This is a genomic window from Allobosea sp. GW821-FHT03A12 (genome assembly GCF_058986765.1).
Window position 1 is genome coordinate 496,265 of sequence record NZ_JBYSVZ010000001.1, and the last position, 25,228, is coordinate 521,492.

Annotated in this window: 19 protein-coding genes; 9 read left to right on the top strand and 10 right to left on the bottom strand. The window is 68.3% G+C overall.

From position 1 onward, the window contains the following. Window positions 1-8: 8 nt before the first annotated feature. From AC3WLC_RS02390 to AC3WLC_RS02405, 4 genes are all read right to left on the bottom strand, one after another. Window positions 9-1,580: a formate dehydrogenase beta subunit gene (locus tag AC3WLC_RS02390; protein WP_493682335.1), complete on the bottom strand. Its 1,572-nt coding sequence runs from the start codon at window positions 1,578-1,580 to the stop codon at window positions 9-11. Then, complete coding sequence (locus tag AC3WLC_RS02395; RefSeq protein WP_493682336.1) at window positions 1,577-2,047, bottom strand: NAD(P)H-dependent oxidoreductase subunit E; 471 nt, start codon at window positions 2,045-2,047, stop codon at window positions 1,577-1,579. Before AC3WLC_RS02395 ends, AC3WLC_RS02390 begins: the two co-directional genes overlap by 4 nt. 214 nt (window positions 2,048-2,261) lie before the next feature. Next, window positions 2,262-3,176: a LysR family transcriptional regulator gene (locus AC3WLC_RS02400; protein ID WP_291674096.1), complete on the bottom strand. Its 915-nt coding sequence runs from the start codon at window positions 3,174-3,176 to the stop codon at window positions 2,262-2,264. Window positions 3,177-3,336: 160 nt separating this feature from the next. Next, on the bottom strand, window positions 3,337-3,561 hold the full coding sequence (locus tag AC3WLC_RS02405) for a hypothetical protein (RefSeq protein WP_493682337.1): 225 nt from the start codon (window positions 3,559-3,561) through the stop codon (window positions 3,337-3,339). 281 nt (window positions 3,562-3,842) lie between these two features. On the opposite strand from AC3WLC_RS02405, the gene AC3WLC_RS02410 reads away from it, so the two are divergent. Continuing rightward, window positions 3,843-7,394 carry an autotransporter outer membrane beta-barrel domain-containing protein gene (locus tag AC3WLC_RS02410; RefSeq protein ID WP_493682338.1) on the top strand — a complete coding sequence of 1,184 codons (3,552 nt, stop codon included), beginning with the start codon at window positions 3,843-3,845 and terminating at the stop codon, window positions 7,392-7,394. A 37-nt stretch (window positions 7,395-7,431) separates the two neighbouring features. Here the strand turns inward: AC3WLC_RS02410 and AC3WLC_RS02415 are convergent, their stop codons facing one another. Genes AC3WLC_RS02415 through AC3WLC_RS02425 form a run of 3 tightly spaced genes read right to left on the bottom strand, consistent with a single transcriptional unit; the run spans window position 7,432 to window position 10,372 of the window. After that, the gene (locus AC3WLC_RS02415) at window positions 7,432-8,532 is read right to left on the bottom strand and encodes an HlyD family secretion protein (RefSeq protein WP_493682339.1); all 1,101 of its coding nucleotides are present in this window, start codon (window positions 8,530-8,532) and stop codon (window positions 7,432-7,434) included. After that, window positions 8,529-9,230, bottom strand: a complete 702-nt coding sequence (locus AC3WLC_RS02420) for an ABC transporter ATP-binding protein (protein WP_493682340.1) — start codon at window positions 9,228-9,230, stop codon at window positions 8,529-8,531. Before AC3WLC_RS02420 ends, AC3WLC_RS02415 begins: the two co-directional genes overlap by 4 nt. Then, window positions 9,227-10,372: an ABC transporter permease gene (locus tag AC3WLC_RS02425; RefSeq protein ID WP_493682341.1), complete on the bottom strand. Its 1,146-nt coding sequence runs from the start codon at window positions 10,370-10,372 to the stop codon at window positions 9,227-9,229. The genes AC3WLC_RS02420 and AC3WLC_RS02425 overlap by 4 nt, the downstream gene beginning before the upstream one ends. Window positions 10,373-10,557: 185 nt before the next feature. On the opposite strand from AC3WLC_RS02425, the gene AC3WLC_RS02430 reads away from it, so the two are divergent. Beyond that, on the top strand, window positions 10,558-11,154 hold the full coding sequence (locus tag AC3WLC_RS02430; RefSeq protein ID WP_493682342.1) for a sterol desaturase family protein: 597 nt from the start codon (window positions 10,558-10,560) through the stop codon (window positions 11,152-11,154). Window positions 11,155-11,186: 32 nt separating this feature from the next. Here the strand turns inward: AC3WLC_RS02430 and AC3WLC_RS02435 are convergent, their stop codons facing one another. The 3 genes from AC3WLC_RS02435 to AC3WLC_RS02445 all read right to left on the bottom strand — a co-directional run bounded on the left by AC3WLC_RS02435 (window position 11,187) and on the right by AC3WLC_RS02445 (window position 16,291). Further along, the gene (locus tag AC3WLC_RS02435; protein ID WP_493682343.1) at window positions 11,187-13,817 is read right to left on the bottom strand and encodes an AAA family ATPase; all 2,631 of its coding nucleotides are present in this window, start codon (window positions 13,815-13,817) and stop codon (window positions 11,187-11,189) included. Next, window positions 13,814-14,938 carry a metallophosphoesterase family protein gene (locus AC3WLC_RS02440; protein WP_493682344.1) on the bottom strand — a complete coding sequence of 375 codons (1,125 nt, stop codon included), beginning with the start codon at window positions 14,936-14,938 and terminating at the stop codon, window positions 13,814-13,816. The genes AC3WLC_RS02435 and AC3WLC_RS02440 overlap by 4 nt, the downstream gene beginning before the upstream one ends. Before the next feature lie 75 nt (window positions 14,939-15,013). Further along, complete coding sequence (locus AC3WLC_RS02445) at window positions 15,014-16,291, bottom strand: MFS transporter (RefSeq protein ID WP_493682345.1); 1,278 nt, start codon at window positions 16,289-16,291, stop codon at window positions 15,014-15,016. A 911-nt stretch (window positions 16,292-17,202) separates the two neighbouring features. On the opposite strand from AC3WLC_RS02445, the gene AC3WLC_RS02450 reads away from it, so the two are divergent. The 7 genes from AC3WLC_RS02450 to AC3WLC_RS02480 all read left to right on the top strand — a co-directional run bounded on the left by AC3WLC_RS02450 (window position 17,203) and on the right by AC3WLC_RS02480 (window position 25,225). Beyond that, window positions 17,203-17,436, top strand: coding sequence for a helix-turn-helix domain-containing protein (locus tag AC3WLC_RS02450; RefSeq protein ID WP_493682346.1), 234 nt, complete (start codon window positions 17,203-17,205; stop codon window positions 17,434-17,436). A gap of 273 nt (window positions 17,437-17,709) precedes the next feature. Further along, window positions 17,710-19,278: an ABC transporter substrate-binding protein gene (locus tag AC3WLC_RS02455; protein ID WP_493682347.1), complete on the top strand. Its 1,569-nt coding sequence runs from the start codon at window positions 17,710-17,712 to the stop codon at window positions 19,276-19,278. 10 nt (window positions 19,279-19,288) lie between these two features. Continuing rightward, on the top strand, window positions 19,289-20,224 hold the full coding sequence (locus tag AC3WLC_RS02460; RefSeq protein ID WP_493682348.1) for an ABC transporter permease: 936 nt from the start codon (window positions 19,289-19,291) through the stop codon (window positions 20,222-20,224). Next, window positions 20,217-21,182: an ABC transporter permease gene (locus tag AC3WLC_RS02465; protein ID WP_493682349.1), complete on the top strand. Its 966-nt coding sequence runs from the start codon at window positions 20,217-20,219 to the stop codon at window positions 21,180-21,182. Before AC3WLC_RS02460 ends, AC3WLC_RS02465 begins: the two co-directional genes overlap by 8 nt. Then, entirely contained in the window at window positions 21,179-22,129 is a 951-nt protein-coding gene (locus AC3WLC_RS02470; RefSeq protein ID WP_493682350.1) for an ABC transporter ATP-binding protein, read from the top strand. Before AC3WLC_RS02465 ends, AC3WLC_RS02470 begins: the two co-directional genes overlap by 4 nt. Before the next feature lies 1 nt (window position 22,130). Beyond that, window positions 22,131-23,120 carry an ABC transporter ATP-binding protein gene (locus AC3WLC_RS02475; protein WP_493682351.1) on the top strand — a complete coding sequence of 330 codons (990 nt, stop codon included), beginning with the start codon at window positions 22,131-22,133 and terminating at the stop codon, window positions 23,118-23,120. After that, window positions 23,117-25,225 (top strand): hydantoinase/oxoprolinase family protein, encoded by a 2,109-nt coding sequence (locus AC3WLC_RS02480; RefSeq protein ID WP_493682352.1) that lies wholly within the window; start codon window positions 23,117-23,119, stop codon window positions 25,223-25,225. Before AC3WLC_RS02475 ends, AC3WLC_RS02480 begins: the two co-directional genes overlap by 4 nt. Window positions 25,226-25,228: the final 3 nt, after the last annotated feature.

The following is a 25,228-nucleotide window of genomic DNA, read 5'->3' on the forward strand; positions in this document are numbered from 1 at the left end:
ATGTCTCCTCACTCGGCCGCGAGCGGCAGCTTCGGCGCTGGCGGGCGGTCGAAATCCTCGAAGAAATGGTTGAGCGCGCTCATCACCGGCATCGGCGTGAGCCCGCCCATGGCGCAGAGCGAGGCGTCGGTCATCAGCTTGTTGAGGTCGCGCAGAACCGCGAGATTCTTCGGCCGCTCGGTGCCTGCAATGATCTTGTCGACCAGCTCGACGCCGCGGGTCGCACCGATGCGGCAGGGCGTGCACTTGCCGCAGCTCTCCTTGGCGCAAAACTCGAAGGCGAAGCGGGCCTGCCTGGCCATATCGACGCTGTCGTCGAAGACGACGATGCCGCCATGGCCGAGCATCGCCTTGATGCCGGCCAGCGCCTCGTAGTCCATCGGGGTGTCGAGCTGCTTCTCGGTCAGATAGGCGCCGAGCGGACCGCCGACCTGCACCGCCCGGATCGGGCGGCCCGAGAGCGTGCCGCCGCCCATATCCTCGATGATCTCGCGCAGCGAGATGCCAAAGGCGAGCTCGATCAGCCCGCCGCGCCTGACATTGCCGCCGAGCTGCACCGGCAGCGTGCCCCGCGAGCGGCCCATGCCGTAATCGGCATAAGCCTTGGCGCCATGGGTCAGAATCCAGGGCACGGCGGCGAATGAGAGCACGTTGTTGACGATGGTCGGCTTGCCGAACAGGCCCTGCAGCGCAGGGATCGGCGGCTTCGCCCGAACGATGGCCCGATTGCCTTCCAGGCTCTCCAGCAGCGAGGTTTCCTCGCCGCAGATATAGGCGCCGGCTCCGAGACGGACCTCGAGCTCGAAGGCCTTGCCCGAGCCGAGCACGGAGGCGCCGAGCACCCCGGCATTGCGCGCCCTGAGGATCGCCCGCTGCAGCGCCTTGTGGGCGTGCGGGTATTCAGAACGCAGATAGATATAGCCCCTAGTCGCGCCGACCGCGATCGCGGCGATCGCCATGCCTTCGATCAGCAGGAAGGGATCGCCCTCCATCAGCATCCGGTCGGCGAAGGTGCCGCTATCGCCCTCGTCGGCATTGCAGACGATGTATTTCTGTGTCGCCTTGGCGTCGTGAACGGTCTTCCACTTGATCCCGGTCGGGAAGCCGGCGCCGCCGCGGCCGCGCAGGCCCGATTGCCTGACTTCCTCGACGATCTCGGCACCGGTGAGCGAGAGCGCCTTCTCCAGGCCTTTGAGTCCGTCATGAGCGCGGTAATCGGCGAGCGAGAGCGGATCGGTGACGCCGACACGTTCGAAGGTCAGGCGCTGCTGGCGTTTCAGCCAATCGAGCTCATCGACGGGGCCGAGCCGCAACGCATGCACCGCGCCGCCATGGAATCCGGCTTCGAACAGGGCAGCGACGTCGCGAACCGCGACCGGACCGTAGGCGATGCGCCCTTCCGGCGTCTCGACCTCGACCATCGGCTCGAGCCAGAGCATGCCGCGCGAGCCGTTGCGGATGATCTCCACGGCGGTGCCGCGTGCCTGCGCCTCCCTGGCGATAGCCTGTGCCACCGCCTCGGCGCCAACCGAGAGGGCGGCGGCGTCGACCGGAACGAAGATGCGGATCGCCGCGCTCATTGCTGCACTCCGCACAATGAGGCGATGCGGTCGGCGTCGACCCGGCCGAGCAGTTCGCCCTCGACCAAAGCGGAGGGGCCGAGTGCGCAATTGCCGAGGCAATAGACGGTCTCGACCACAGCCTTGTCGGGCCCGCCATGACCGTCGACGACAATGCCATGCTCGCGCGCCAGTTCATCGACAACCGTGTCGCAGCCGAGCGCCTGGCAGGCCTCGGCCCGGCAGAGCTTGACGATCCTGCGTGGCGGCGGAGCGGTACGGAAGTCGTGATAGAAGGAAATCGTGCCGTGCACATCGGCCCGCGACAGGTTGAGCGCCTCGGCGATCAGCGGCACGGCCTGCGGATCGACATAGCCGAACTCCTCCTGCAACGCGTGGAGGATCGGCAAGGTGGCTCCTTCGAGATGAGACAGGCCCGACACAATCGAGCGCGCCTCGTCCTGGTCCCAGGCTGGGTAGTGGACCATCGTCCCTCCTCCATGCCGACCGTTCAATCGGCCTGCGCGTTTCGTAGGAGGATGGCGAAGTTTAGGATGATTTCAAATCGATTGTTCCGACTATACGATAGTTACAATCTATCAAAACTCGTCGTGAATCCGGCCGGCGCCGCGCGATGCGGTGGCCGTCTTCACCCGTCGGCGTGGAGATCAGTCACCATCTGCCAGGTTCGATAGTTGCGGGCTATTTAACGATCGGGCGCCGCGGCAGGCTTGCATCGACCATTGCGCCGGACATCGCCAGCAGGTTGCGGGCGAGCGGCGCGGCGGGGTGGCGATCGGCCATGATCAGGCCGATCGTGCGCTTGGCGTCGGGTTCGATCAGTGGCAGCGCCTTGGTGCCGAGCGGCACGCCGAAGAACTCGAGCAATTGCGAGGAGACGATGCTAGAGACGCCCTGGATGCCGGCATGGGAGCACAGGTTGAAGATCGAGTTGGTCTCGATCGCCGGCTTGGGCGCGTGCCCGACCGAGCGGAAGATGCCGTCGATGATGCGCCGGTTCTGCATGTCGGCGGTGAGCAGGCAGAGCTTCAATGCCGCTGCCTCCGCCCAGGTGATCGTCTCGCGTTCACCGAGGGGGCCGTCCTCGCGTGTCAGCAGCACATAGGCTTCCTGGTAGATCGGCTTGGAGACGACGCGTTCGAGCGGCTCATTGTCGAGATAGGTCAGGCCGACATCGAGCTCGAAATTATCGATGCCGTCCTGGATCTCGGTCGAGGTCAGCGACAGCACGGTGAGCGAGGCGCCGGGATAGCGCGTCGAGAACGGCGCGGTGATGTGGGCGATCATCGGCAGCGCAGTCGGCACGGCGCCGAGCCGGATCTTGCCGCTGACGCCTTCGCGCAATTCGGCGATCGCGCCCTTCATCTGCTCGGCCTCGGCCAGCATGCGCCTGGCATGGGCGAGCACGACCTCGCCCTCCCGGGTCAGGCCCTGGAAGCGGCGCCCGCGCTCGACGATCAGCACGCCGAGCTCCTCTTCGAGCTGGACGATCGCGGCCGAGAGCGTCGGCTGCGAGACATGGCAGGCCTCGGCCGCCCTGCGGAAGTGCTTTTCGCGAGCGAGGGCGTCGAGATAGACGAGCTGGCGGATGATCATGGCCGCATCTCAGGCATTCCTATCGAACGGCGCCAGTTCCGGCTCAGTTCCCGCTTCCTGCATGCGCCGCGATCAGTCTTTCCAGATTCAGGCGCGTTTCGATAGGCGCCATGAAAAAGGGGCCGCTGCGGCGGCCCCTTTTCCGAAGCGTGTCCCAGGCTCAGTTGTGATGCGGCAGCACGCCCGCGCCGCGGCCCGGCTGGCCTTCCACGCCCTTGAAGTGGTCGTGATAGGCGAGATACTGCGCCTGCTCGGCGAGGGCACGCTGGTTCTGCATCTGCTCATGCACGATGCTCTCGGCACCGAGCTCGGTGGCATAGGCCATGGAGCTCGCTCCCGACAACAGCAGCGCGGCCGCGACGGCGGCAATCTTGCGCGAAAGCATGGCAATCTCCTGACTGATCAAGTCGCCCATGGGATGAGCTAGTCACCGCAGCGCAGTTTCCAACGGCCGTGCGACAGGCGACGGCTCACATTCCCGTTACGCAAGACCGTGCCACGGCAGCGGGATCGGTCCGGTCGCGTTCGGCATCAGATTGGCGTTCCGTGGGGCGGGATGCAGCAAATCTGCAACGCAGGCCGGGATTGGCTGGATGTGAACGGCTGTTCATTGCCTCGCGCGCGATGCTGGCTAAGCCTGCGGATAGAATTGGGCTGGGGATTCCCGTGACGTTCTTCTTTGTTCCGATGGCCGCACGCATCCGGCGGCAGCGCAAATCGCGTCTGTTGGATGCCGCGGCGCTGCCGGTCTGTGCTCGCCCGTTCCGCGACGAGCCTCTGCCGAAGCGCCGCAGATCGCTCAAGACATCGACCGCTCTTGTCGGCCTGACCCTTCTCTCTGCCGGTATCGGGCTGCTCGGCACGACGTCCCCCGTCATGGCTGAAGGCGGCGCCGGTGGCGGTGGTGGTGGCCTCGGCGCTGGCGACTCGGAGACGGCCGCCGGCGGCCCGGGCAGTATTGGCACCTCCGGTGGCGGTGGCGGTGGCGGTGCCGGCCAGACCGGCGGCGTTGGTGGCTACGCTGGCGGCTCGGCAGGCACAGGTGGAGCCGCGCCGAGCGGGGCCGGCGGCAATGGCGGGGGCAGTGCTTTCCCCGGTTCGGGTTCCGGCGGCGGCGGTGGCGGCGCCCATGGCAGCGTCAGCTCAGGGCTACCGCTTGCCGCAGCGACTGGCGGCAATGGCGGCAATGGCGGTAGCTCCGGAGTGGTGGCCTCCGGCGGCGGCGGCGGCGGCGCCGGCGGCTGGGGCGCCGTGGTCACCGGCACCGGCACGTTCGGCGCGCTCTATTTTGCAGCGACCGGTGGAAGCGGAGGCAATGGCGGCGACAGTCAAAACGGCCCTGGCGGCGGCGGCAGCGGCGGCCATGGCCTGGCAGTGACCGGCGGTGCCGGAACGACACTGGACACCGTCAACGACCTTCGCGGCGGACGCGGTGGCAATGGCGGTAATGCCGTTGGCTTCGGCAGCGTCGGTGGCAGTGGCGGCGCCGGCGGACATGGCCTGCTCGTGACGGGCGGCGCGACGGTCTCAGTCTCTCAGCCCGCCATTGGTGGCGCTGGCGGGACGGGAGGCACCAGCAGCAATGGCGGCGGCGGCGCGGGCGGGGCCGGCGGGGCCGGTGTCTATGCAGTCAACGGCGGCACGATCAAGGTCTACGACGCCGTCCGCGGCGGCAATGGCGGCGCTGGAGGCTCGGGCATCATACCGGGCAGCATGGGCGCTGGCGGAGTGGGCGTCGTCGGCCAAGGCCTGACCATCATCCTGTCCGGTACCGGCTCGATCTCGGGCGGAAATGGCAGCAGCGGCGGCCAGGCCCTCTGGCTTTTGGGCAACAACACGCTGGCGATCGAGACGGCGGGGACCGCTCGCCTGTTCGGCGCCATCCAGTTGAACGGCGGCATGCTGACGCTCGACCAGAGCAGCGGCGTCGATGTCACCATCACCAATATGATCAGCGGTGCCGGCGGGCTTCGGAAGGTCGGCAGCGGCATGGTGACGCTGACGCAGGAGAACAGCTATTCCGGCGGGACGACGATCGCAGGCGGTGCGATCAGCATCGCGTCGGAGAGCAATCTTGGCGCGACTTCGGGCAAGCTGACGCTGGATGGTGGCGTGCTGCAGGTGACTGGGACGACACTGCACGGGCTGATGCGCGACATCGTCTTCGGCGCCAATGGCGGCGGCTTCGACATTGCCAACGCCGGCAACAGCTTCACCATCGACCAGTCCTTCTCGGGCACGGGCTCGTTCTCCAAGGCCGGCGCCGGCACCTTGGTGCTGAAGAACACCCACAGCTATTCCGGCGCGACGACGGTCTCGGGCGGCACCCTGCGGGCGGGCCAATCCGGCTCGTTCTCGCAGAACTCGGCCTTCACGGTGGCATCAGGCGCGACGCTCGACTTCGCCGGCTTCAACCAGACGATCGCCTCGCTCGCCGGCGCCGGCACGGTCGCGCTCGGCAGCGGCAACCTGACGACGGGCTCGAACAATTCGTCGACTACCTTCTCCGGCTCGATCACCGGCACGGGCGGTGTCACCAAGACCGGCACCGGCACGCTGACCTTGTCGGGGACGAACAGTTACACCGGCAACACCAAGGTCACCGCCGGCAAGCTGGTGGTGAACGGCTTGATCGCAAGTTCGGTGGCGCTCGACGGCGGCACGCTCGGCGGCTCCGGCACGGTCGGGGCGGTCAGCGTGGCCAGCGGCGCGACGGTGGCGCCCGGCAACTCGATCGGGACGCTGACGGTGGCGGGCAATGTCTCGTTCGCTTCGGGCTCGACCTATCAGGTGGAGGTCAATGCGGCCGGGCAGAGCGACAGGATCGTCGCCTCGGGCTCGGCAACGCTCGCGGGAGGCACGGTCCAGGTGCTGGCCGAGAACGGCAACTACGCCGCGAGCACGAACTACACGATCCTGACCGCTGCGGGCGGGGTCAGCGGCAGCTTCAGCAACGTCACCTCGAACCTCGCCTTCCTGACGCCGTCGCTGGCTTATGACAGCCAGAACGTCACGCTGACCATGACCCGCAACAGCAACTCCTTCGGTCCCGATGACGGGTTGGGCACATCCATCGCGCAGACCCGCAACCAGGGCTTCATCGCGATCGCGGCGGAGCGGCTGGGAGCCGGCAGTCCGGTCTATGACGCGCTGATCTCGGCGACGGCGGCCGAGGCGCGCGCCGGCTTCGACCTGCTCTCGGGCGAGGCGCATGCGCAAGCCGTCAGCGTCATGATCGACGAGAGCCGGCTGGTGCGCGACACCATTCTGGGCCATCTGCGCGGCCCGCTCTTGACCGCTCCCGGCCAGCAGGTCGCGGCGAGCTTCTCGGCCGATCTGCCCGGCCGCAAGGGCGCGACCGTCATGCCGGCGCCGCTGCCGCAGCCGCGCTATGCGTTCTGGGGCACCGCCTTCGGCAGCACCGGCAACACCGACGCTGACGGCAATGCCGCGAGCCTGAGCCGCCGCAGCGGCGGTGCCCTGCTCGGGGCCGATGTCATGCTCTACGACGCGCCCGGCTCCTCGCTCAAGGTCGGCGTCGCCGGCGGCTACAGCCAGTCGCGCTTTGATCTCGACGCCCGCCTGTCGAGCGGCAGGCTCGAGAGCGGCCATGCCGCGCTCTATGCCGGGGCCCGCTTCGGCAGCCTGCGCTTCGATGCCGGCGCTGCTTACAGCTGGTCGGAGAGCGACATCCGCCGCCAGGTCGCGATCCGCGGCTTCGGCGACCTGTTGCGCCTGCAGCGTCCGGGCTCGGTGACGCAAGGGTTCGCCGAACTCGGCTATGCCTTCGCCTTCAGCGGGGTCGCGCTTGAGCCCTTCGCCCAGTTGGCGCTGATCCGCGTCAGCACCGATGCCGGCACCGAGCGGGGCGGGGCTGCGGCCCTGCGGATCCTGTCCTCCGACCAGACGCTCGGCTTCACCACGCTCGGCCTGCGCGCAGAGGCGCAGATCGGGGCGATGCCGCTGTTCGCCCGCGCCATGCTCGGCTGGCGTCATGGTTTTGGCGAACTCACACCGCAGGCCCGCACCGCCTTCGTCGCCGGCACGACGCCAGCGCGCGTCTTCGCCGCCCGGATCGACCGCGAGGCGCTGGTGGCGGAGGCCGGGCTCGACTGGCGCATCTCCCAGGCCACCGCTCTCGGCCTGACCTACTCCGCCGCCATCGGCGAGCGCTCCAGAGACCACGCCCTCAAGGGACGCGTCGAGATGCGGTTCTGAAGGGGTGCGCAGCGGACGCCTCGTTACGGCCAGCCGCCTATCTTTCCGCCGCGACGACGCGTTCACGCGGATGATCCGGCGGCTTGGTGCTGGGATCGGTTCGGCTGCTGCAGCCGCGATCCGTCTCGTCCAGGCAGGCCAGCACGTCGACGCGGGCTCCCACCGGGAGCCGGCAGTCGGCGGGCAGCGCGATCCAGGCCTCGACCACCCGGTAGTCGATCCTTTCGGTCGAGCGCTCGACCGAGACGCTGCGGGTGACCGCGGAAACGCCGAGGCGTTCGACGCTCCCATCGCATGTCGAGCCGCCGAAGCCGGCCTGGATGCGCGATGGCTGACCCGCCTTCAGCTTCAGGATGTCGCCGTCCCTGAACTCGGCCCGCACCCTGCGCCGGGAGAGATCGCCCATGGCGAGCAGAGGCTCGCTGGCCAGCACGGTTTCGCCGACTCGCTTGTGGAGCCGCAGGATCGTCCCGTCCCGCGGCGCGCGCGGATCATGATCGTCGAGGATGCCCTCGGCTTCGGCGACCCGGCTGGCGGCGGCGTCGCGCAGGGCGCGCACCCTGGCGATCTCGTGTGGCAGGTCGCCTCGCAGGGCGATCTCGAGCTCCCGCCGTGCCACCTCCGCCTGCGCCTCCGCTATGGCGATCTCGTCCGCGGCCGCATCGACGTCGCGCCGGGAGACGATGCCCTTCTCCAGCAGCGGATCGATCCGCTGCATGCGCCGCCGCGCGGCCGAGACGCGCGTCTCGGCTTCCGCCAGCCGGGCGCGCCGCACCGCGACCTCCTCCTGCGCCCGCCCGACCTCGGCGCCGGTCAATGCCGCTTGCGCCGCCGCCTGTTCCGCCCGGGCCGTCGCCAGCACGGTCCTGGCGAGCCGGTCGTCGAAGCGAACGAGCGGCTCGCCCGCCTTCACGCTCTGCCCCTCCTGGACGAGCACATCTGTGAGGGTGCCGGCCTGGCGCGCCGAGATCGTCAATTCGCCATGACGCGGCTCGACGAAGCCGGGCGCGGCGACCCGCAGGACGGGGAGCGCAGCCGATTTGGGCGGCTCCTCCCGGACCCCGAGCGAAACCGTGGCGGTGGCGGCGGCCGAGGCCGTCAAAAGCAGCAGGAGCGACGATCGGACCACGGTTCTCATGCCCCAGGACCCTCCGTATCGAGCGCGAGCAGGCGGCCGTCCTGCAGCGAGAACCCCTCATGGGCGACCGAGAGGAAGCGGCGGTCATGGCTGACGATCAGGGCCGCGCAGCCATGGCTCTCGACCAGCCGGCGCAGCAGCGCGGCGATGTCGCTGGCAGCCGCGGCATCGAGCGAGGCGGTCGGTTCGTCGCAGAACAGGATGCTTCTCTGGCCCGCCAGGGCGCGGGCCAGGGCCACGCGCTGCTTCTGGCCGCCGCTGAGCTCGCGCGGGTAGGATGCGGCGCGGTCGGCGATATCGGTCAGCGCCAGGGCCTGCTGGGCGCGCCGGGTGGCGTCGGCGCCGACATGGCCGCTGATCGCGAGCCCGACGAGGACGTTCTCGATCGCGGTCAGGGCGTCGAACAGGCGCGGCTCCTGGAAGGCGAAGCCGAAATGGCGGGCCCTGAGGCGGGCCCGCTCCGCCGGGGAAAGCGCGGCGACCTTCCGCCCCATCACCGTGACCTCGCCGGCATCGGGCGCCGCGATGCAGCTGGCAATGCGCATCAGCGTGGTCTTGCCACTGCCCGACGGCCCCATCAGGACGCTCAGCCGCCCGAAATGAAGCGTCAGGTCGACATCCCGCAGGACCGTCAACGGGCTGGCGCCGGAGGCCGCATAGAGCTTGCTGATCCCGCGACAGGTGACGGCAGGGCTCATCGCGCCGCCCCTTCCGCCCGGATGATGATCCGGCGAGTGGAGAGCAGCGCCATGGCAATGCCGATCGCGACGAGCACGGCGCAGGTGGCGAGGCTCACCCAGCCCGGCAGCAAGGTCGTGCCGCCGGCCGCCCGCATCTGCCGCGACAAGGCGCCGGCCAGGATCGCGGCGACGCCGGATGCCGACAGCATGAAGAGCAGGGCCTGGGCCACCAGGATCGTCGCGACGAACGGAAAGGAGGCACCGATCACCCGCAGGCAGACATATTCCTCGGCGTAGTGCTGGATCATCGTGTGCAGCGACAGGCCGGCGATCGACGAGCCGATCAGCAGGGCAACGGCAATCCCGGTCGCCAGGCCGAGCCCGGCTCCCGTCGTCCGCATCCAGTAGGCGGTGGTCTTCTCGGCGAGTTCGGTCGGCGTCATGACGTCGAGCTCGCCATTGCCGAGCGCGACCAGCCCGGCCCTGGCGGCTTCCCGGTCGGAGCCCGGCACCAGCCTGACCAGGAGATAGGAAAACTGATCGCCGAAGATCCAGCCATAGGATTGCGCGGCCCGATACTCCGTGAAGAGCAGCGGCGCGGTCGAGAAGGACCTTATGTCCGTCGTGGTCCCGGCGATGCGGACGCGTCGCCCCTGGATCTCGGCAGAGAGCTCGCCGTCGGTGAGGCCCAGTTTGCCATGGTAGACCGCGTCGACCGCAGCTGTGTCCGGCAGGCCGAGCGCGCTATGCTGCTCGTCCGGGAGATTCCAGGGCAGGCCGATATCGGCCTCCAGGGGAAAGCCGATCACCTGGACCAGCTCCTGGCCGCCATCCGGCCGCCGCCATTCCGCGAAACGCGCGACGAGCGGTGTCGCCTGGGCTACCGCCGGGTGCCGGATCACCTGATAGTAATCGCGGTCTGAGAGCTGGCGCGTCAGGTCGAAATAGCGAAAGCCGGAGGCCGCGACCCAGAGGTCGGCCTTGGCGCGCAGCGGCACGGCGGTGACCGCGTCCCGGAAGCCGAAGAAGAAGCTCGCCTGGACGAGGATGAGCAATGACGCCGTGGCGATCCCGGCGACGGTCGCGGCCACGCGCCAGCGATGGTGCAGGAAGATCCGCAGGACGAAGCGCAGTGGCAGTCGCAGATGGCTCGGAATCATCCAGCGCTGTTATCGCCGGCGGCCGGCCTTCGAAATACGGCAGATGCCGTAGAACGACAGCAACGGGGTGCGGGAGGCCCCGAAATCCGCGCTTCTACGGCATTTGCCGTATCGCCATCGCGAGGACGGCCATGCAGAGCTGCGGCCTTCGTCCGTCCATGATCGCGCCAGCAAGGGGAGCGCCGATGCAGCTCAATCGCTGGAATTACTATAGTGACTTCGTGGTTTATCCGGCTGTCATCCTTGCTCTCTCAGGTCTTGCCCTGCACATCACGCCGGTCGCGGACTGGTGGCGCTGCGGCCTGCTGTTCCTGGCAGGCGCCATCACCTGGACGCTCGCCGAATACGGCCTGCATCGCTTCGTGTTTCACCGGATCCCTGGAATCCGCGAGATGCATGAGGCGCATCACCATGACCAGCGTGCTTTGATCGGGACCTCGACATTCGTCACCGCGCCGGGCTGTCTTGCGGTGACACTGCCGCCGCTCTGGCTGATCGGCGGGGCGGCTTTCGCCTTCAGCCTGATCGGCGGCTTCCTGCTCGGCTATCTCTGCTATGTCAGCGTCCACCACCTCATGCACCACCGGCCGGCGCGGCCGGGTTCGGCGTTCTTCGCGCTCAAGCGTCGCCATGCGCTGCATCACCACGTCACGCCGGAGGGGAATTTCGGCGTCACCTCCGGTTTCTGGGATCGGGTCTTCGGCACCGAGATCCAGCTGCGGGAGCGAGGCCGCACCCCGGTCCCTTCGCAGGCACGGATGCGTCACGCCGCCGAGGAATAGACGGCTGGCCCCACGCCGGCCGGCTACCGCGCTCAGCTGTCGGGCTGCCACGGCTCTGTGCGCAGGACATGGCCGCCGAGCCGGGCAAAGGCGCGCTGGCGGCAGGAGAAGACGATGACCTGCTGGGCGCTGGCCTGGCGATGCAGCGCGTCGAACATCTTCTCGATACGATCGTCGTCGGAATAGACCAATGCGTCGTCGAGGATAACGGGGGTGGGCTGGCCGCCCTTGGCGAGCAGCCGCGCGAAGGCCAGCCGCGTCAGGATCGCCAGTTGCTCGCGCATGCCGCCGCTGAGGACGCCGACCTGCTCGTCCTGGCCATTGCGCCGCACCGAGCGCGGCAGCAGCGTGTCCTCGTCGAAGGTGACGCTGGCATCGTCGAACAGCAGGCCGAGCAGCGGGCGCAGCTCCTGCAACACCGGCGCGAAATAATGGTCGCGCGCCTGCGAGCGCGCGGCTTCGAGCGCATCGCGCAGCCGGGTCAGGACGGCGACCTCGCGGGCTAGTACCGCGGTGCGCTGCTGCGCCAGCGCGAGCTTGTCGCGGGTTTCCTGCCAGGCCTCCTCGATCGCGGCTTCGGAGCGGGTCTGGATGCGACCATCGAGGCCGGCGGCCTCCTCGCGCAGGCGGGTGATCTCCTCCCGCGCCGCGCCCACGACCGACCGCAGGCGCTGATGGCGCGCTTCTGCCGCCGCGAGATCGATCCGGCGGGCCGCGACCTCTTCGACCTGCTGCTGTGCGGCCCGCCAGGCGAGGTCCGTCTCATTATGCTCGGTTGACAGCCGCTCCTCGCGCCCGCGCCGTTCCGCCTCGGGCCCCAGGCTCTCGGCTAGCGCGGCGAGCGCGGAGGACAGCCCGGCGGCATGACGCTCCGCCTCGACCAAAGCGGAGGCGGAGGTTTCGGTCCGGGCCTGCGCCGCACGAGCCGCCTCGCGCATGGAACCGACGCGCGCCTCGACGGTGCCGAGCTGCCGGCGGGCCGCATCCAGATCAGCGGGCGCTTCATTCGCGCTGGCCGCCTCGGTCTCCAGCCGTACGATCTGCTCTCGCAGGCTCGCGAGCCCGCTTGGCGCAAGCAGGAGGAGGCGCCTGCGCGCCAGGTCGAGATCGGCCCTGAGGTCGCGTGCCTGCCCCTCGCGCAGGCGCGCCGCGGCGAGGCCGTCGACCTGGAGCTCGTCGAGCAGCGCCTGCCGCTTCGCCTGCGCCTTGGCGATGCTGCGGCTGTCCTCCTCGGCCTGCGGGGCCGTGACGGTGAGGCGGCCGATCGCGGCAATCTCGATCTGCGTCGTGCCGATGAGCGCCCGCTCCTCGGTTTGGGCAAGCGTCACGCCTGCGATCGAGATTCCGCCTTCCGCGCCGTCCGCGTAATCGATGCGCAAGTGCGGCGCCCGCGCCTCGGCCCTGGCCTGCAATTGCAGCAACTGACCGTCGACCTGCTCGAGCTCGGCGATCTTGCCGGCGGGCAGGATGAGGCTCTTGAGGGTTGCTTCCATGCGCTCGATCTGCTCGCGGGTCGCCTGCGCTTCGCGCTCGCTGTCGCGGGCGGTGGCGAGCCGGTTCGCGGCCTCCTGCGCGCGCAAGGCCCGCTCTAGACGGGCGAGCAGGTCGCGCTGCTCGCGCTCCTCGCGTTCGGCGTGTTCCACTGCAGCCGCGGCCTCTCGCACGACGCTGGCGGCGCCCTGGTGGCGGGCGCGGGCAGCGTCGCGCTGCTGCGCGGCACCGGCCTCGGCCTCGCGAAGGTCGGCAAAACGGGCGAGCGCCTGCCGGAAGCTGGCGAGGGCCTGCTCGGCAGAGACGCGCCGGTTCAGCGCGAGGGCCGCCTTGCTCTCAGCTGCCCTGAGGGATTCCGCCTGTGCCTTGGCAGCCAACAGCTCCGCCTCGGCCTCCGCCAGCGCGGTCTGCCGCTCCCGCGCCGTCTCGGGCGTGTCGATCTCGGCGAGCCGCCCCCGGATCGTGCGGCGCCGGTCGAGTGCCGCGCGCAGATCGGCGACCTCGGCGCCGAGCCGGCGCTCTTGTTCCGTCAGTTGCTCGCTTTCATCGATGGCGATGGCATAGGGACCGCCGGTCCTGGGCCTGCCGGTCGCTGTCACCAGCCGCAGCAGCTCTTCCTCGCAGATGGCGAGGGCTTCGGTCATGCGCCGCCCGCCGGTCAGCGCCTCGACCTCGCCCTGGACCGAGGTCAGCACGGTTTCGCGGGCGCGCCGTTCCGTCTCGTCCTCGGCCTTGGCGCGCCGCTCGATACCGGTTACGCCCTGGCGGACCCAGAGCAGGCCGGCCGGCCCGCTGATGCCGCCCTTCACCAGCGCGGCGATGAAGCGTTCGGCTTCGTCCGCCTGCGCGATCAGGCGGCCGCTGTCGCGCTCGCGGACCTGGGCGCGGCGGCCGCCATAGAACTGCTTGGTCAACCGGAAGGCGCCGTCGGCGGTGGTGAGGTCGGCCTCGACCAGCGGGTTGCCGCCGCTATAGGGCCGCAGCGCCTGGACGGCGCCGGGCGTGCCGGTATGCGGCTGGAAGAACAGCGCATGCAGGGCATCGAAGCAGGTCGACTTGCCATGCTCGTTGGCGGCGCAGAGCACGTTGATGCCGTCGCCGATGTTCTCGATGCGCACGCCGCTGCCGGCGAAGCGGCGGACATTGTGCAGGCGTAGAGCGGTCAGCTTCATCGCGACGCCGCCGCGCAATAGGAGAACAGGCGCATCAGCGCCTCGCGCGCCACCTCGCGCTCACTGGAGGAGCGGCCGTCGTCCCGGCTCTCGACCAGCAGCATCTCGGCGGCGCCCCGCAAGGCGCCGGCCCGGTCGATCTGATCGAGATCCTCGTTCTCGCATTCGGTGACCAGCTCCTGCGCCTCAAGCTGCAGCAGGGCGAATTCGGGCGCGATCGCCTTGAGATCAGCTTCCAGCCGGGCCCGCGCCGGCGGCCTTGTGCGGCCCGTCGCGAGAATGCGGATGAGGGTCTGGCGCCGCGATGGGCCTGCCGGCAGTAGCGCCGCCAGATGTGCGCTGGGGTCGTCACCCGCCAGGCAATCGAGCGCGAGCGTGCGCCAGTCGAAGGCTCCGGTCTCGACGGGCTCGACCGTGGGCTCGGCCCCGGCCGCGGGAATCGTGACCAGCAAGGCGCGGCCGGAGGCGTCGTGCTTGAACCGGTCCGGCTCCGGCGCGCCGCTATACCAGGTGCGTGGTCCGATCCGCATCTGGCCATGCCAATCGCCGAGAGCGAGATAATCGAGGCCAGCGCGACCAGCCCGGTCGGGAGCGATGACGTCGCCGGCGCCGCCATCCTCCGAAAAGCTCTGCACGGCGCCATGAGCGAGCCCGATCCGGATCGTGCCCGGCGAGGTCGCCGCCATATCCATCCATTCGGTCAGGTCGCGGCCGGGCCGGCGCGTCGTGCAGGGCGCCGGAAGCAGGACGACACCGTCGGCGAGCCGGAGCGGAGCCGACTCGGTCGCGAGGACGACATTGCCGGGCCGCGAGGTCGCAAGGCCCGTCCAGAGCGCCTCGGCGGCGAGCGAATCGTGATTGCCGGGCAGCAGGATCCAGCGCAGGCCGTCATGCCCGGCCATGGCGGCCAGCGCCTGGCGAAGCACCGCGGGGCTCGGCGTTTCCGTATCGAACACGTCGCCGGCGAGCAGGATCGTTTCCGCACCAGCCGCGCGGGCTTGGCCGGCCAGCCGGTCGAGCACGGTATGGCGGGCTTCGCGCAGGCGTCCGCGCAGCTCGTCCGGCATCGAGCCGAACGGCTTGCCGAGATGCAGATCGGCGCTGTGAAGGAAACGAACCATCCGACGTGGTCTACCTGCCGCTTCCGGCCGTGACCAGATGGTCGGCGGCCTGTCCCGCAGGGTGATTGCCCCTCGTCAGCGCGCGATTTGGGACGGCCTCGTCAAGAGGGCAAAGGCGGTCGCCGTTGCGATCAGCACGGCGGACAGGAAGACCATGACCGCGCCGATACCGAAATGCGCGGCGATCGGCCCCGTGCAGGATTGCAGGATGGCTGCTCCAGCGAAGAAGGCGAGGTTGACGGCCGCGAGCGCCTTGCCGACGTTCTCCGGGGCAACGACGACGCGCGCCATCGCGAACAGCAGCGGCTGCGAGGCCAGGGCTGCACCGAGCACGAGGAAGGCGGCGACATCGAAGCCCGGCGGGAGCTGCGTCAGCCCCAACGCCGTCGACAGAAAGCCGCCCGGTCCTCCGGCCGCGACCGCGAGCAGCACGGCGGCTGCGAGGAAATGGGTGCTTGTCAGCACGAGCCGGCGATAGCCGAAACGCCGGTCCGCGATACCGTAGAGCATCGGGCCGGCGACGAGCGCGAGCGTCAGCGGCAGCAGGGCATTGCCGGCCTCCAGGCGGGAGACGTGCTTGATCTCCATCAGCCAGACGCCGCCCCAAAGCCCGCGGATCGCGATGCCCGCGGCGAAGGACGCGAAAGCGAGGATGACGACGCCGCGCACCGCCGGCGAGACGCCGATCCTGACCACCTGGCTCGCCTCGGAGCGCAGCGTGGCCTTGCGCTCGTGCGTGCCTCGCCCGACCTTCGGCACGGTGAGCCAGACCAGGCAGGCGACGGCCACGGCCAGGCCCGCGGACAGGCCGAAGCCGGTGCGCCAGCCATGGTGCTCGACAAGCCAGGCCATCGGGCTCGCCGAGAGCAGCATCCCCGAATTGCCGACGCCCTGGATCAGGCCTGACCACAAGCCGAATTTCTCGGCCGTCAGCGTCTTCGCGGCCAGCGTCATCGGGCAGAGCAGCATGCCGCAGCAGCCGATGCCGAGAACGATCTGGGCTGTCAGGAAGCCGGCCGCTCCCCCGATGCAGGCCGCCAGCACGGCGCCGACGGTCACGATCGCGAACAGCGTCAGCGACACCGAGCGGACGCCGTAACGGTCGAGGGCGACACCGACGGGGATCTGCCCGGCGGCGAAGGCGAAGTGGTAGGCGCCCGTCAGGCTGGCCAGCGTATCGGGCGAAACCGCCAGATCGGCCGCGATGACATCGGCAGCGACCCCGGGCAGCGTCCGCAGCAGGTTGGACAGCATGTGCCCCAACGCCAGGACGAGCAGCGGCGTGCCGAACAGGAATGCGTTGCGGACAGCGCTTCCGCCCGGCTTTTCGCGGGTGTCGGCGATGGACGTCACGACGCCCTCGATGCGCTGAGGCTCTGCACGAATGTCACGCCTGGTCCGTTTCCTCGAGGCGGCCAATATGAACGCGCCGCCGCGGCGCCGGCAGGTCAGCTATGGCATGGCAGCTCGTCATTTGCGCCGGCCGGGCTCCCGGCGTTTGCACAAGGGCCCAAAGGTGGCTTTGTCTAATGACGGGCGAAGTCATCCTTTTCCGCGGGCGCGGAACCGGCCATGGGTCTCGCGCCGTGCGCGCCGCATGACTGAGAAGAGCAAGGATGCGGCCGAGAGACATTGTCGCATTTCGTGCCCACCGCTGCGGCATGCGGTAGAGCCATGTCTCGGCGTGACTACGAGCGAGAAGCCCCGACTGGTCTGGCAGTGACGCCCGTCGTAGGGCGTTGCGCTCGGAATTGCTTTCTCTGGGTATTTCTTGGCGGAAGCCACCCACGATCCAGGAAATCGCGGCGATACAGAGCCCGATGAGAACTCCGGGGCCGAGCAAGATCGACAGGAACCGCGAGAAACTGAGGTATCGCCGATAGGAAGGGAGATCGTCGAACGGCCCCTAGGCTACCCATGTCCTCGGGAAAAGGCCACAGTCGCGGCTCCAGTATCGCGTCGTCGGTGGTGTCGGTGGCTGAGCAGATTCGTCACATGTGAACAAGCCATCGCTGAGCTCGCCCTGGCTGCCGTGATACTCCAACACTGCGAATCCGCTGACCGCCAACGCCCAGGCGGCTGCGATCACAATCAAGAGCCGATGCCAGCCATTTAAAGTCACATTTTCCTCCAGATAGTTCTCTTCCGTCCTGGCGAGATGGGCTCGGCCATGAGAGTGACGGGCGCGAGTGATAGGTTGCGCAGTGCATTTTACATACTATAGTTGATAAACTCAAAGTGTGTAAATCGGCACGGCTTGGCGCATGGATATGCGCAGGCTCGTTGGCAGGAATTTCGCACGGCTTCGTAGTGAGAAGGGCCTCACTCAGGAGCAGGTTGAGCAGCGGTCCGGGTTCAGCCAGCAGTACATCAGCGATCTGGAGCGCGGGCGGCGAAACCCGACCGTGATCACATTATTTGAACTCGCCCGTGCGTTGGGCGTGAGTCACATGGAATTGGTTGCCCCCGATAAGAGCGATCGTCAGGAGGCCTCTTAGGGGCAGCTCCTGGCCCTTAGCCGACGCGGTGGAGGTCCGCTTTCGGGCAAACTGATCGGCGCGTCAGCAAAAAGCCGAAGGTAGCACTTTCCAGACTCGAAATATGCTGGTCCCCGGCGGTCGGTTTCCCGAACGTCCCGCAATCGGGATTGAGAATTTCCGCGCATCACGGATCACTGCCGATGCCGATCGAACCCCAGCCCTCTTGACAATGGATTTGCTTGATGAAACGTTTCCATCAACAAAGGAAACGTTTCCACAAGGGGGATCGCCGTGGCTTCAGCTTCTCTCAATCGTCGTGTTTTTCTCCAGGGTGGAGCAGTCACCATCGGGGGGCTCGGTCATTCGGTCACGGCACGAGCAGCCGATGAGCGCTCCCTAGTCGTCGCGATCCCGTCGAACCCTTCGACCTTCGACCCGATCAACCAGGGCAATCACGATGCCATGGTGGTCAATCAGCTCATTTTCGAGAACCTGATCGAGATCGATGGCGAAGGTCGCCGGCGCCCCATGCTCGCCAAGGCAATGCCGGCGATCTCCGCCGACCGGACCGAATATGTTTTCGAGCTACGCGACGACGTCACCTTCCAGAGCGGCCAGCCGTTCACGGCGGAGGACGTGAAGTACAGCTACGACTATATGCTCGATCCGGCTCACAAGGCGCTGCGGCGCTCGGTCTGGACGAATATCGAATCCGTCGATGTCCTGGATCGTTACAAGGTGCGCTTCAAGCTGAAGACGCCTTTCCGGCCCTTCCTCGACTACATGACCAAGTATATGGGGATCTTTCCGGCCGGAAGCCGCGAGAAATACGGCAACGAGGTTTTCCAGCAGAAGCCCGAGGGGCTTGGAACGGGGCCCGGCATCTTCGTCTCGGCGCGGTCCAACGACTACGTCGAGTTCCGCCGCAATCCGAATTACTGGCGCAAGGACAGCATCGCCTGGGACCGGCTGCGCGTGCGGATTGTCTCGGAGGAGGCGGCCCGGATCGCTGCGCTGCTGTCGAAGTCGGTGCATATCATCGGCGCGCCCCCCGTCCGCGACTATGTTCGCCTGCGGCAGGCCAAGGGGCAGGGCATCACTGGCGGCAGCCGCCCGGCGCTCGGCAGCATGATGCTGATGATCCACAACACGCGCAAGGCGCCGTTCGACGACCCCAATTTCCGCAAGGCGGTCTCGCTGGCGACCGATCGCAAGACCATCGCCGAGAAGATATTCAATGGCCTGGTCGAGCCGTCGGCGGTGCCGGCACCGGCCTCGGCCTGGTGGTACAACGCCAAGGCGGCCGAGGCGCTGGCTTTCAATCTCGACAAGGCGAAGGCCTATCTCGCCAAATCTCGCTACGCCTCTGGCGCCGAGTTCGAGCTGCTCTATTCCTCGCAGGGCTACCTGCTGGATGTCGGCGATGCGGCCCTGTTCATCCAGGCCTCGCTCGCGCGGCTCGGGATCAAGGTGAAGCTCCAGCCGCTCGAGACCGGCCAGCTGATCGAACAGGTCTTCGCCGGGAACCAGACCTCGGTGCTGATGGCCGTGATCGGCCCGTCCGACCCGACCTTCATCATCCAGGGCATCTATACGCCGAACCAGGTGATGACGCGCAGCTCCGGCTACAGCAGCGAGCGGCTCAACACCCTCCTGGCCGACAGCTTCCGCGTCGACGACGAGACATCGCTCGGGCCGATCCTCGCCGAGATGCAGGCGATTCTGGCAGAGGATTCGCCCTCGACCTGGATCGGCGCGATCCACAGCTTCAACCTCTGGCGGACCAATGTGCAGGGGTTCGAGCCCAATACCGGGATCACGCTTCGCCTGACCGACGTCGCCCCGACCGACGCGCGCTGAGGCAAGGACCATGTGGTTTGCAGGTCGGATAGCCAGCAGCCTTGGGGTGCTCATCGTGGTCAGCGCGGTGCTGTTCGCGCTGACGCGGCTGACCCCGTTGTCGCCGGCGCGGATCGTGCTCGGCGCCGATGCGACCGCCGAGCAGATCCAGGCATTCGAGCATGATCGCGGTCTCGATCGCAGCCTGCCGGCGCAGTATTCGGCCTGGGTTGCGCAGCTTCCCCGGTCAGGGTTCGGGCAGTCCTACATCACCGGCCGCTCGATCGACGTGGAGCTCCTGGAGAGCCTGCCGGTGACTGTCGAGCTGGTGGTGGTCACCTTCCTGCTGACCCTCGCCGGTGCGATTCCGCTCGGCCTTATCGCTGCGCTGACCGAAGATCGCTGGCCGGACCATCTGATCCGCATGCTGTCCCTGATGGCCGTGTCGGTGCCGGGATTCTGGCTTGCCCTGATCCTGGTCCGCGTCTTCGCCGTCAAGCTCGGCTGGGTGCCGCCGATCGGGATCACGCCGCTCGCCGAGGGCTGGCACGCCCATCTCGCCTCTCTGGTGCTGCCGGCTCTGTCGATCGCGCTCTATTATATCGGCGCGCTGAGCCGCCTGATGCGTGCTGCCGTCATCGAGGTCCTCGGCCAGGACTATGTCCGCACCGCGCATTCGCTCGGCTTGAGCCGAGGGCTGGTCGCCCGCTATGTGGTCAAGAACGCACTGCCGCCCTTCGTCAGCGTCGCCGGCATGTCGTTCGGCTACATGTTCGGCTGGGCGATCATCATCGAGCTGGTCTTCAACATCCCCGGCCTGTCGCGGGCCTTGCTGACTGCGATCACGCAGCGCGACTACCCGATGATCCAGGCCACCGTCCTGGTCGTCACGGCGATGTTCATCGTCTCGAACCTTGTGGCCGATCTCATCCAGAGGCTGATCAACCCGAGGCTGCGACATGCTTGACGTCGTGCACTCCACGGACGCTGCGCCTGCGGCAGAGGCCACCAGAGCCAGGCGCCCGCATCCGCTCTCCGGGCTTGCCGGCCTCATGCGCCGCCTTGCCGGAACCCGGATCGGCCTGGTGGGCCTGGTGATCGTCGGCCTGCTCGGCCTCGCCGCACTGTCGGCGCCCTGGCTCCCGCTGCACGATCCGCTCGACCTGATGATGGAGCATCGGCTGGAGCCTCCAGGCGCGTCGTTCCTCCTCGGCACGGACGAGATGGGGCGCGACATCTTCGCCAGGCTCGTATGGGGCGCGCGGAGTTCGCTGATGATCGGCGTGCTGACCGTCGCCATCGGACTCTCGGGCGGCCTCCTGGTCGGGATCCTGTCCGGCTATTATAGTGGAACGCTGGTCGAGAGCGTCCTGCTCGGCCTGATGGACATCTTCGCGGCGATACCGCTGCTCGTCTGGGCCATTGCAATCGTCGGCATCTTCGGCACCGGGCCGGTGCAACTGGGCCCGCTCCTCTTACCGAACGAAGCCAAGATCATCCTGCTCGTCGGGCTGCTCTTCATTCCCGGGCTGGCGCGTGTCGCCCATGGCCTGGCCCTGGCCGAGGCCAAGGCGGACTATGTCGCGGCGCGGCGCCTGCAGGGCGCGGGGGCATGGTCGATCATGACCAGCGACATCCTGCCCAACATCCTCTCGCCGATCTTCGTGCAGGCCAGCGTGCTGATCGGCATAGGCATCATCATCGAGGCGTCGCTGAGCTTCATCGGCCTCGGCGTGCAGCCGCCGACACCGAGCTGGGGCGGCATGCTGGCCGATGCGCGCTCGCTCGCCTTCTCGGACGAGTGGTGGGTAGCGACCTGGCCGGGCCTGGCCATCTTCCTTGCCGTGATCGGCTTCAATCTGGTCGGCGATGCGCTCCGCACCGTGCTCGATCCCCGGCGGCGCGACGGAGGGCCGGCGCTATGACCGCTCCTGCACTGTCCCTCACCGACCTCTCGATCGCCTTCGGTCCCGAGACGGCGGCCCGGAAGGTCGTCCACGGAGTGACTCTTCAGCTCATGCCCGGCGAGAAGCTGGCGATCGTCGGCGAGTCCGGTTCGGGCAAGAGCGTCACGGCGCTTGCCGTCATGCACCAGCTCGGACGCGCCGGCCGCGTCGTGGGCGGCGCGATGCGCCTCGACGGCGAGGACATCACCAGCCTGCCTGAAAGCGCCTGCCGCGAGCTGCGCGGCCGCAAGGTGGCGATGATCTTCCAGGACCCGATGACCGCCCTCAATCCCGCCTTCACGATCGGCCGGCAACTCGTGGACGCCATCCGCAGCCATGACGACCCCGGCCGCAAGGCGGTACAACAGCAAGCCGAGGAACTCCTCGCCAAGGTCGGCATCGACGATCCGCGCCGGCGCAGCGGCCAATATCCCCACGAACTCAGCGGCGGCATGCGCCAGCGCGTCCTGATTGCCATGGCCATCGCCTGCCGGCCGCGCCTGCTGATCGCGGACGAGCCCACGACGGCGCTCGACGTCACCGTTCAGGCGCAGGTGGTCGCGCTGCTGCGCGACATCTGCGCCAGCTCCGGGATCGCCCTGCTGTTCATCTCGCACAATCTCGATCTCGTCGCAGAGTTCTGCGACCGGATCGCGGTGATGTATCGCGGCCGGATCGTGGAATCCGGCAGCGCCGAAGCGATCTTCAGCGCGCCGCGCCATCCCTATACGCGCCTCCTGCTCGATGCCGTGCCGCGACCGGGCCGCCCGTTGCGAGCGGCTGCCCCGGCCCCACTGGCTGAGAGCCCCGGCGAGGGCGCTTGCGACTACTTCTCCCGCTGCCCTCTGGCGGAGGCGGATTGCCATATGCGGCCGGCCCTGCGGGGCGCGGGGACGCATTTGAGCGCCTGCTGGCGGAGCGCCTGAGATGATCCGCGCACAGGAAACCGCAGTACCGCTTCTGGCCGCCGCGAGCGCCGGCCGACGCTACCCGCTCGCGCATTCGCCGTTGGCGCGCCTGTTCGACAGACGCACGACGCCTGCCTTGCTGGGGGCGAGCTTGGAGGTCCGGGCTGGCGATGTCCTCGGGATCGTCGGCGAGAGCGGCAGTGGCAAGTCGACGCTCGCGCGGCTCCTCGTCGGCCTCGACCGCCCCAGCAGCGGCCGGGTCCTGTTCGAGGGGCGCGATCTGTCCTCGTTCACAGCCGCGGACTGGCAGCGTTTCCGAAACCGCGTCCAGTTCGTGTTTCAGGGGGCGCACACGGCGCTGAACCCGCGCAAGACCGTTGCGCGCAGCTTGAGCGAGGCCTTTCCGGAGCAGCCCACGCCTGGCGAGCTCAACGCCTTGCTGGCGCAGGTCAGCCTCGGGCCGGAGCTGCTGGATAGGTTGCCGCATCAATTGTCCGGTGGACAGAAACAACGCATCGGCATCGCCCGCGCCCTGGCACGCCAGCCGGAGGTGCTGATCGCCGACGAGCCGACATCGGCGCTCGACGTTTCCGTGCAGAGCGAGATCGTCGCGCTGCTGCAGCAGCTGCATCGCGAACGGCGGCTGACGCTGGTGATCATCAGCCACGATCTCGGGCTCGTCGGAGCATTCTGCGACCGCGTGCTGGTGATGTATGCCGGGCGCATCGTCGAGACGGGCCCGGCCGCGCAGATCCTGGCGGAACCGGCGCATCCCTATACGCAGCGCTTGGTGGCCGCCATTCCGCGCGGGCTCGCCGGGCGCAATCGCCCGGCCGAACCGCCGCTTTCCGAAGCCGCCCGCCACGGCGGCTGCCCCTTCGAACCTCGTTGCAGCAACCGGATGCCGATCTGCGCGGAAAGCGAACCGCCGGAGGTCCGCCTTGGCGACCGGCTCGTCGCCTGCCACCTCGCGCCAGCTTGGCCCATCATCGCGGAGACCAACCCATGACAACGCGCTCGTTTCGCGTCGGCGCCGATATCGGCGGCACCTTCACCGACATCACATTCCTCGAAAACGGGGAGACGGTTCATTCCTTCAAGCACCCGTCGACCCCGGACGACTACAGCCGCGGAATCGTCGACGGCATCCTGGCGCTGCTCGAACGCATCGGCGGCAAGGTGGGCGAGATCGAGGAGGTTGTGCACGCCACGACCGTGGCGACCAACGCCATCCTGGAAGGCAAGGGCGCCACGACCGCGCTGCTGACGACGCGCGGGTTCCGGGACGTCCTCGAACTCGGCCGGCTGCGCATGCCCGAGCTCTACAACCTCAACTACGAGAAGCCGACGCCGCTGGTGCCGCGCCACAGGCGCTACGAAATCCCGGAGCGCATCGGCGCTCATGGCGAGGTCGTCCTGCCGCTCGACGAGAAGGCCGTGGCCGAGGTGGCGCGCTGCATTGCCGCCGAGGGCACGCGCGCTGTCGCGGTGAGCTTCCTGCACGCCTATGCCAATCCGCAGCATGAGCGGCGGACCTGCGAGATTCTGACCGAGATCCTCGGCCCGGATGTCTTCGTCTGCTGCTCCAGCGATGTCCTGCCGGAGATCCGCGAATACGAGCGAACCAGCACGGTGGTGGTCAACGCCTATCTCGGGCCGGTCGTGCGCTCCTATCTGCGGGCGCTGACGACCCGGCTGCGCGAGGCCGGCATCCACGCCCCGCTGCAGGTGATGCAGTCGAGCGGCGGTGTGATGAGCGCGTTGGCGGCGAGTGAGAAGCCGGCCTGTATCATCGAGTCCGGCCCCGCGGCCGGGGTCATCGCGGCGGCTCGCATCGGCGCGGCCGGCAGCGCCAGCGACATCATCACCATCGACATGGGCGGCACCACCGCCAAGGCCGCGATCATCGAGCAGGGCCAGCCCGCACGCACCACGGAGTACGAAGTCGGGGCCGGGATCAACATTTCGAGCAAGCTGATCAAGGGCGGCGGACATGCGGTGAAGCTGCCCTTCATCGACGTTTCGGAAATCGGTGCCGGCGGCGGCAGCATCATCCGGGTCGATGCCGGCGGCCTGATCCAGGTCGGCCCCGACAGCGCCGGCGCTGTTCCGGGCCCGGCCTGCTACGGCGCGGGCGGAACCCGGCCGACGCTGACCGACGCACTCGTCATGCTCGGCTACATCAATCCGGAATACATCGCCGGCGGCGCCGTGCGCCTCGACGCCGAGCGCTCCCGGCAGGCGCTCAGCGAGCAGGTTTGCGCGCCGACCGGCCTCGATCTCCAGTCCGCGGCACATGGCGTCTACGCCATCGCGGCATCGACGATGATGCGCGCCGTCAAGGCCGTTTCGACCTATCGCGGACGCGATCCGCGCGACTTCACCCTGTTCGCATTCGGCGGCAACGGCCCGGCCGTGGCGGCCGAGATCGCCCGTCTCCTCGACATGAAACGCGTCGTCGTCCCGTCCCATCCCGGCGTCTTCAGCGCGCTCGGGCTGCTCTATTCGACGACCGAGCACGACCTGATGCAAACCTATTTCTGTGCCCTGGAAGCGGTTGACACCGACGAGCTCGACATTGCCTACCGCAAGCTCGAGACGAGCATGGCCGCCGGCCTGGAGACGGACGGGTTCGCGAAGGACGACATCGAGATCGACCGGCTCGCAGACCTGCGCTACGCCGGGCAGGCCTATGAGCTGACGATCGCGGTCGCCCGCCATCCTGACGGCGCGATCGACATCGCGGCTACGAGCGAGGCCTTCCATCGCGAGCATGAGCTGACCTACGGCCATGCCTCGGCGGGCGATCCGCTCGAAATCGTCAATATCCGCGTCACCGGTCGCCCTCATGGCGAGAGTGCCACGGCCTACCGGCCGTCAGCTCCTCAAGCGTCCGCGGCACCGCCCGCTGTCCAGCTGGAGCGGACCTGCTGGTTCGGCGCGGAATGGGGCCAGATGTTGACACCGGTCATCACCCGCCGGGACCTCGCCGCCGGTGATCGCCAGAGCCCGCTGATCGTCGAGGAATACGACGCCACCTGCGTCGTGCCACCCGGCTGGACCGCGGGTCTGGATGAATTGGGCAACCTCGTGCTCACAGCCTCCGAAAGGTAACGC

Bases quoted from the DNA above. Each gene is read 5' to 3' on its own strand.
- AC3WLC_RS02390 (WP_493682335.1), bottom strand. From the start codon at position 1,580: ATGAGCGCGGCGATCCGCATCTTCGTTCCGGTCGACGCCGCCGCCCTC.
- AC3WLC_RS02395 (WP_493682336.1), bottom strand. From the start codon at position 2,047: ATGGTCCACTACCCAGCCTGGGACCAGGACGAGGCGCGCTCGATTGTG.
- AC3WLC_RS02400 (WP_291674096.1), bottom strand. From the start codon at position 3,176: ATGATCATCCGCCAGCTCGTCTATCTCGACGCCCTCGCTCGCGAAAAG.
- AC3WLC_RS02405 (WP_493682337.1), bottom strand. From the start codon at position 3,561: ATGCTTTCGCGCAAGATTGCCGCCGTCGCGGCCGCGCTGCTGTTGTCG.
- AC3WLC_RS02415 (WP_493682339.1), bottom strand. From the start codon at position 8,532: ATGAGAACCGTGGTCCGATCGTCGCTCCTGCTGCTTTTGACGGCCTCG.
- AC3WLC_RS02420 (WP_493682340.1), bottom strand. From the start codon at position 9,230: ATGAGCCCTGCCGTCACCTGTCGCGGGATCAGCAAGCTCTATGCGGCC.
- AC3WLC_RS02425 (WP_493682341.1), bottom strand. From the start codon at position 10,372: ATGATTCCGAGCCATCTGCGACTGCCACTGCGCTTCGTCCTGCGGATC.
- AC3WLC_RS02430 (WP_493682342.1), top strand. From the start codon at position 10,558: ATGCAGCTCAATCGCTGGAATTACTATAGTGACTTCGTGGTTTATCCG.
- AC3WLC_RS02435 (WP_493682343.1), bottom strand. From the start codon at position 13,817: ATGAAGCTGACCGCTCTACGCCTGCACAATGTCCGCCGCTTCGCCGGC.
- AC3WLC_RS02440 (WP_493682344.1), bottom strand. From the start codon at position 14,938: ATGGTTCGTTTCCTTCACAGCGCCGATCTGCATCTCGGCAAGCCGTTC.
- AC3WLC_RS02450 (WP_493682346.1), top strand. From the start codon at position 17,203: ATGGATATGCGCAGGCTCGTTGGCAGGAATTTCGCACGGCTTCGTAGT.
- AC3WLC_RS02460 (WP_493682348.1), top strand. From the start codon at position 19,289: ATGTGGTTTGCAGGTCGGATAGCCAGCAGCCTTGGGGTGCTCATCGTG.
- AC3WLC_RS02465 (WP_493682349.1), top strand. From the start codon at position 20,217: ATGCTTGACGTCGTGCACTCCACGGACGCTGCGCCTGCGGCAGAGGCC.
- AC3WLC_RS02470 (WP_493682350.1), top strand. From the start codon at position 21,179: ATGACCGCTCCTGCACTGTCCCTCACCGACCTCTCGATCGCCTTCGGT.
- AC3WLC_RS02475 (WP_493682351.1), top strand. From the start codon at position 22,131: ATGATCCGCGCACAGGAAACCGCAGTACCGCTTCTGGCCGCCGCGAGC.
- AC3WLC_RS02480 (WP_493682352.1), top strand. From the start codon at position 23,117: ATGACAACGCGCTCGTTTCGCGTCGGCGCCGATATCGGCGGCACCTTC.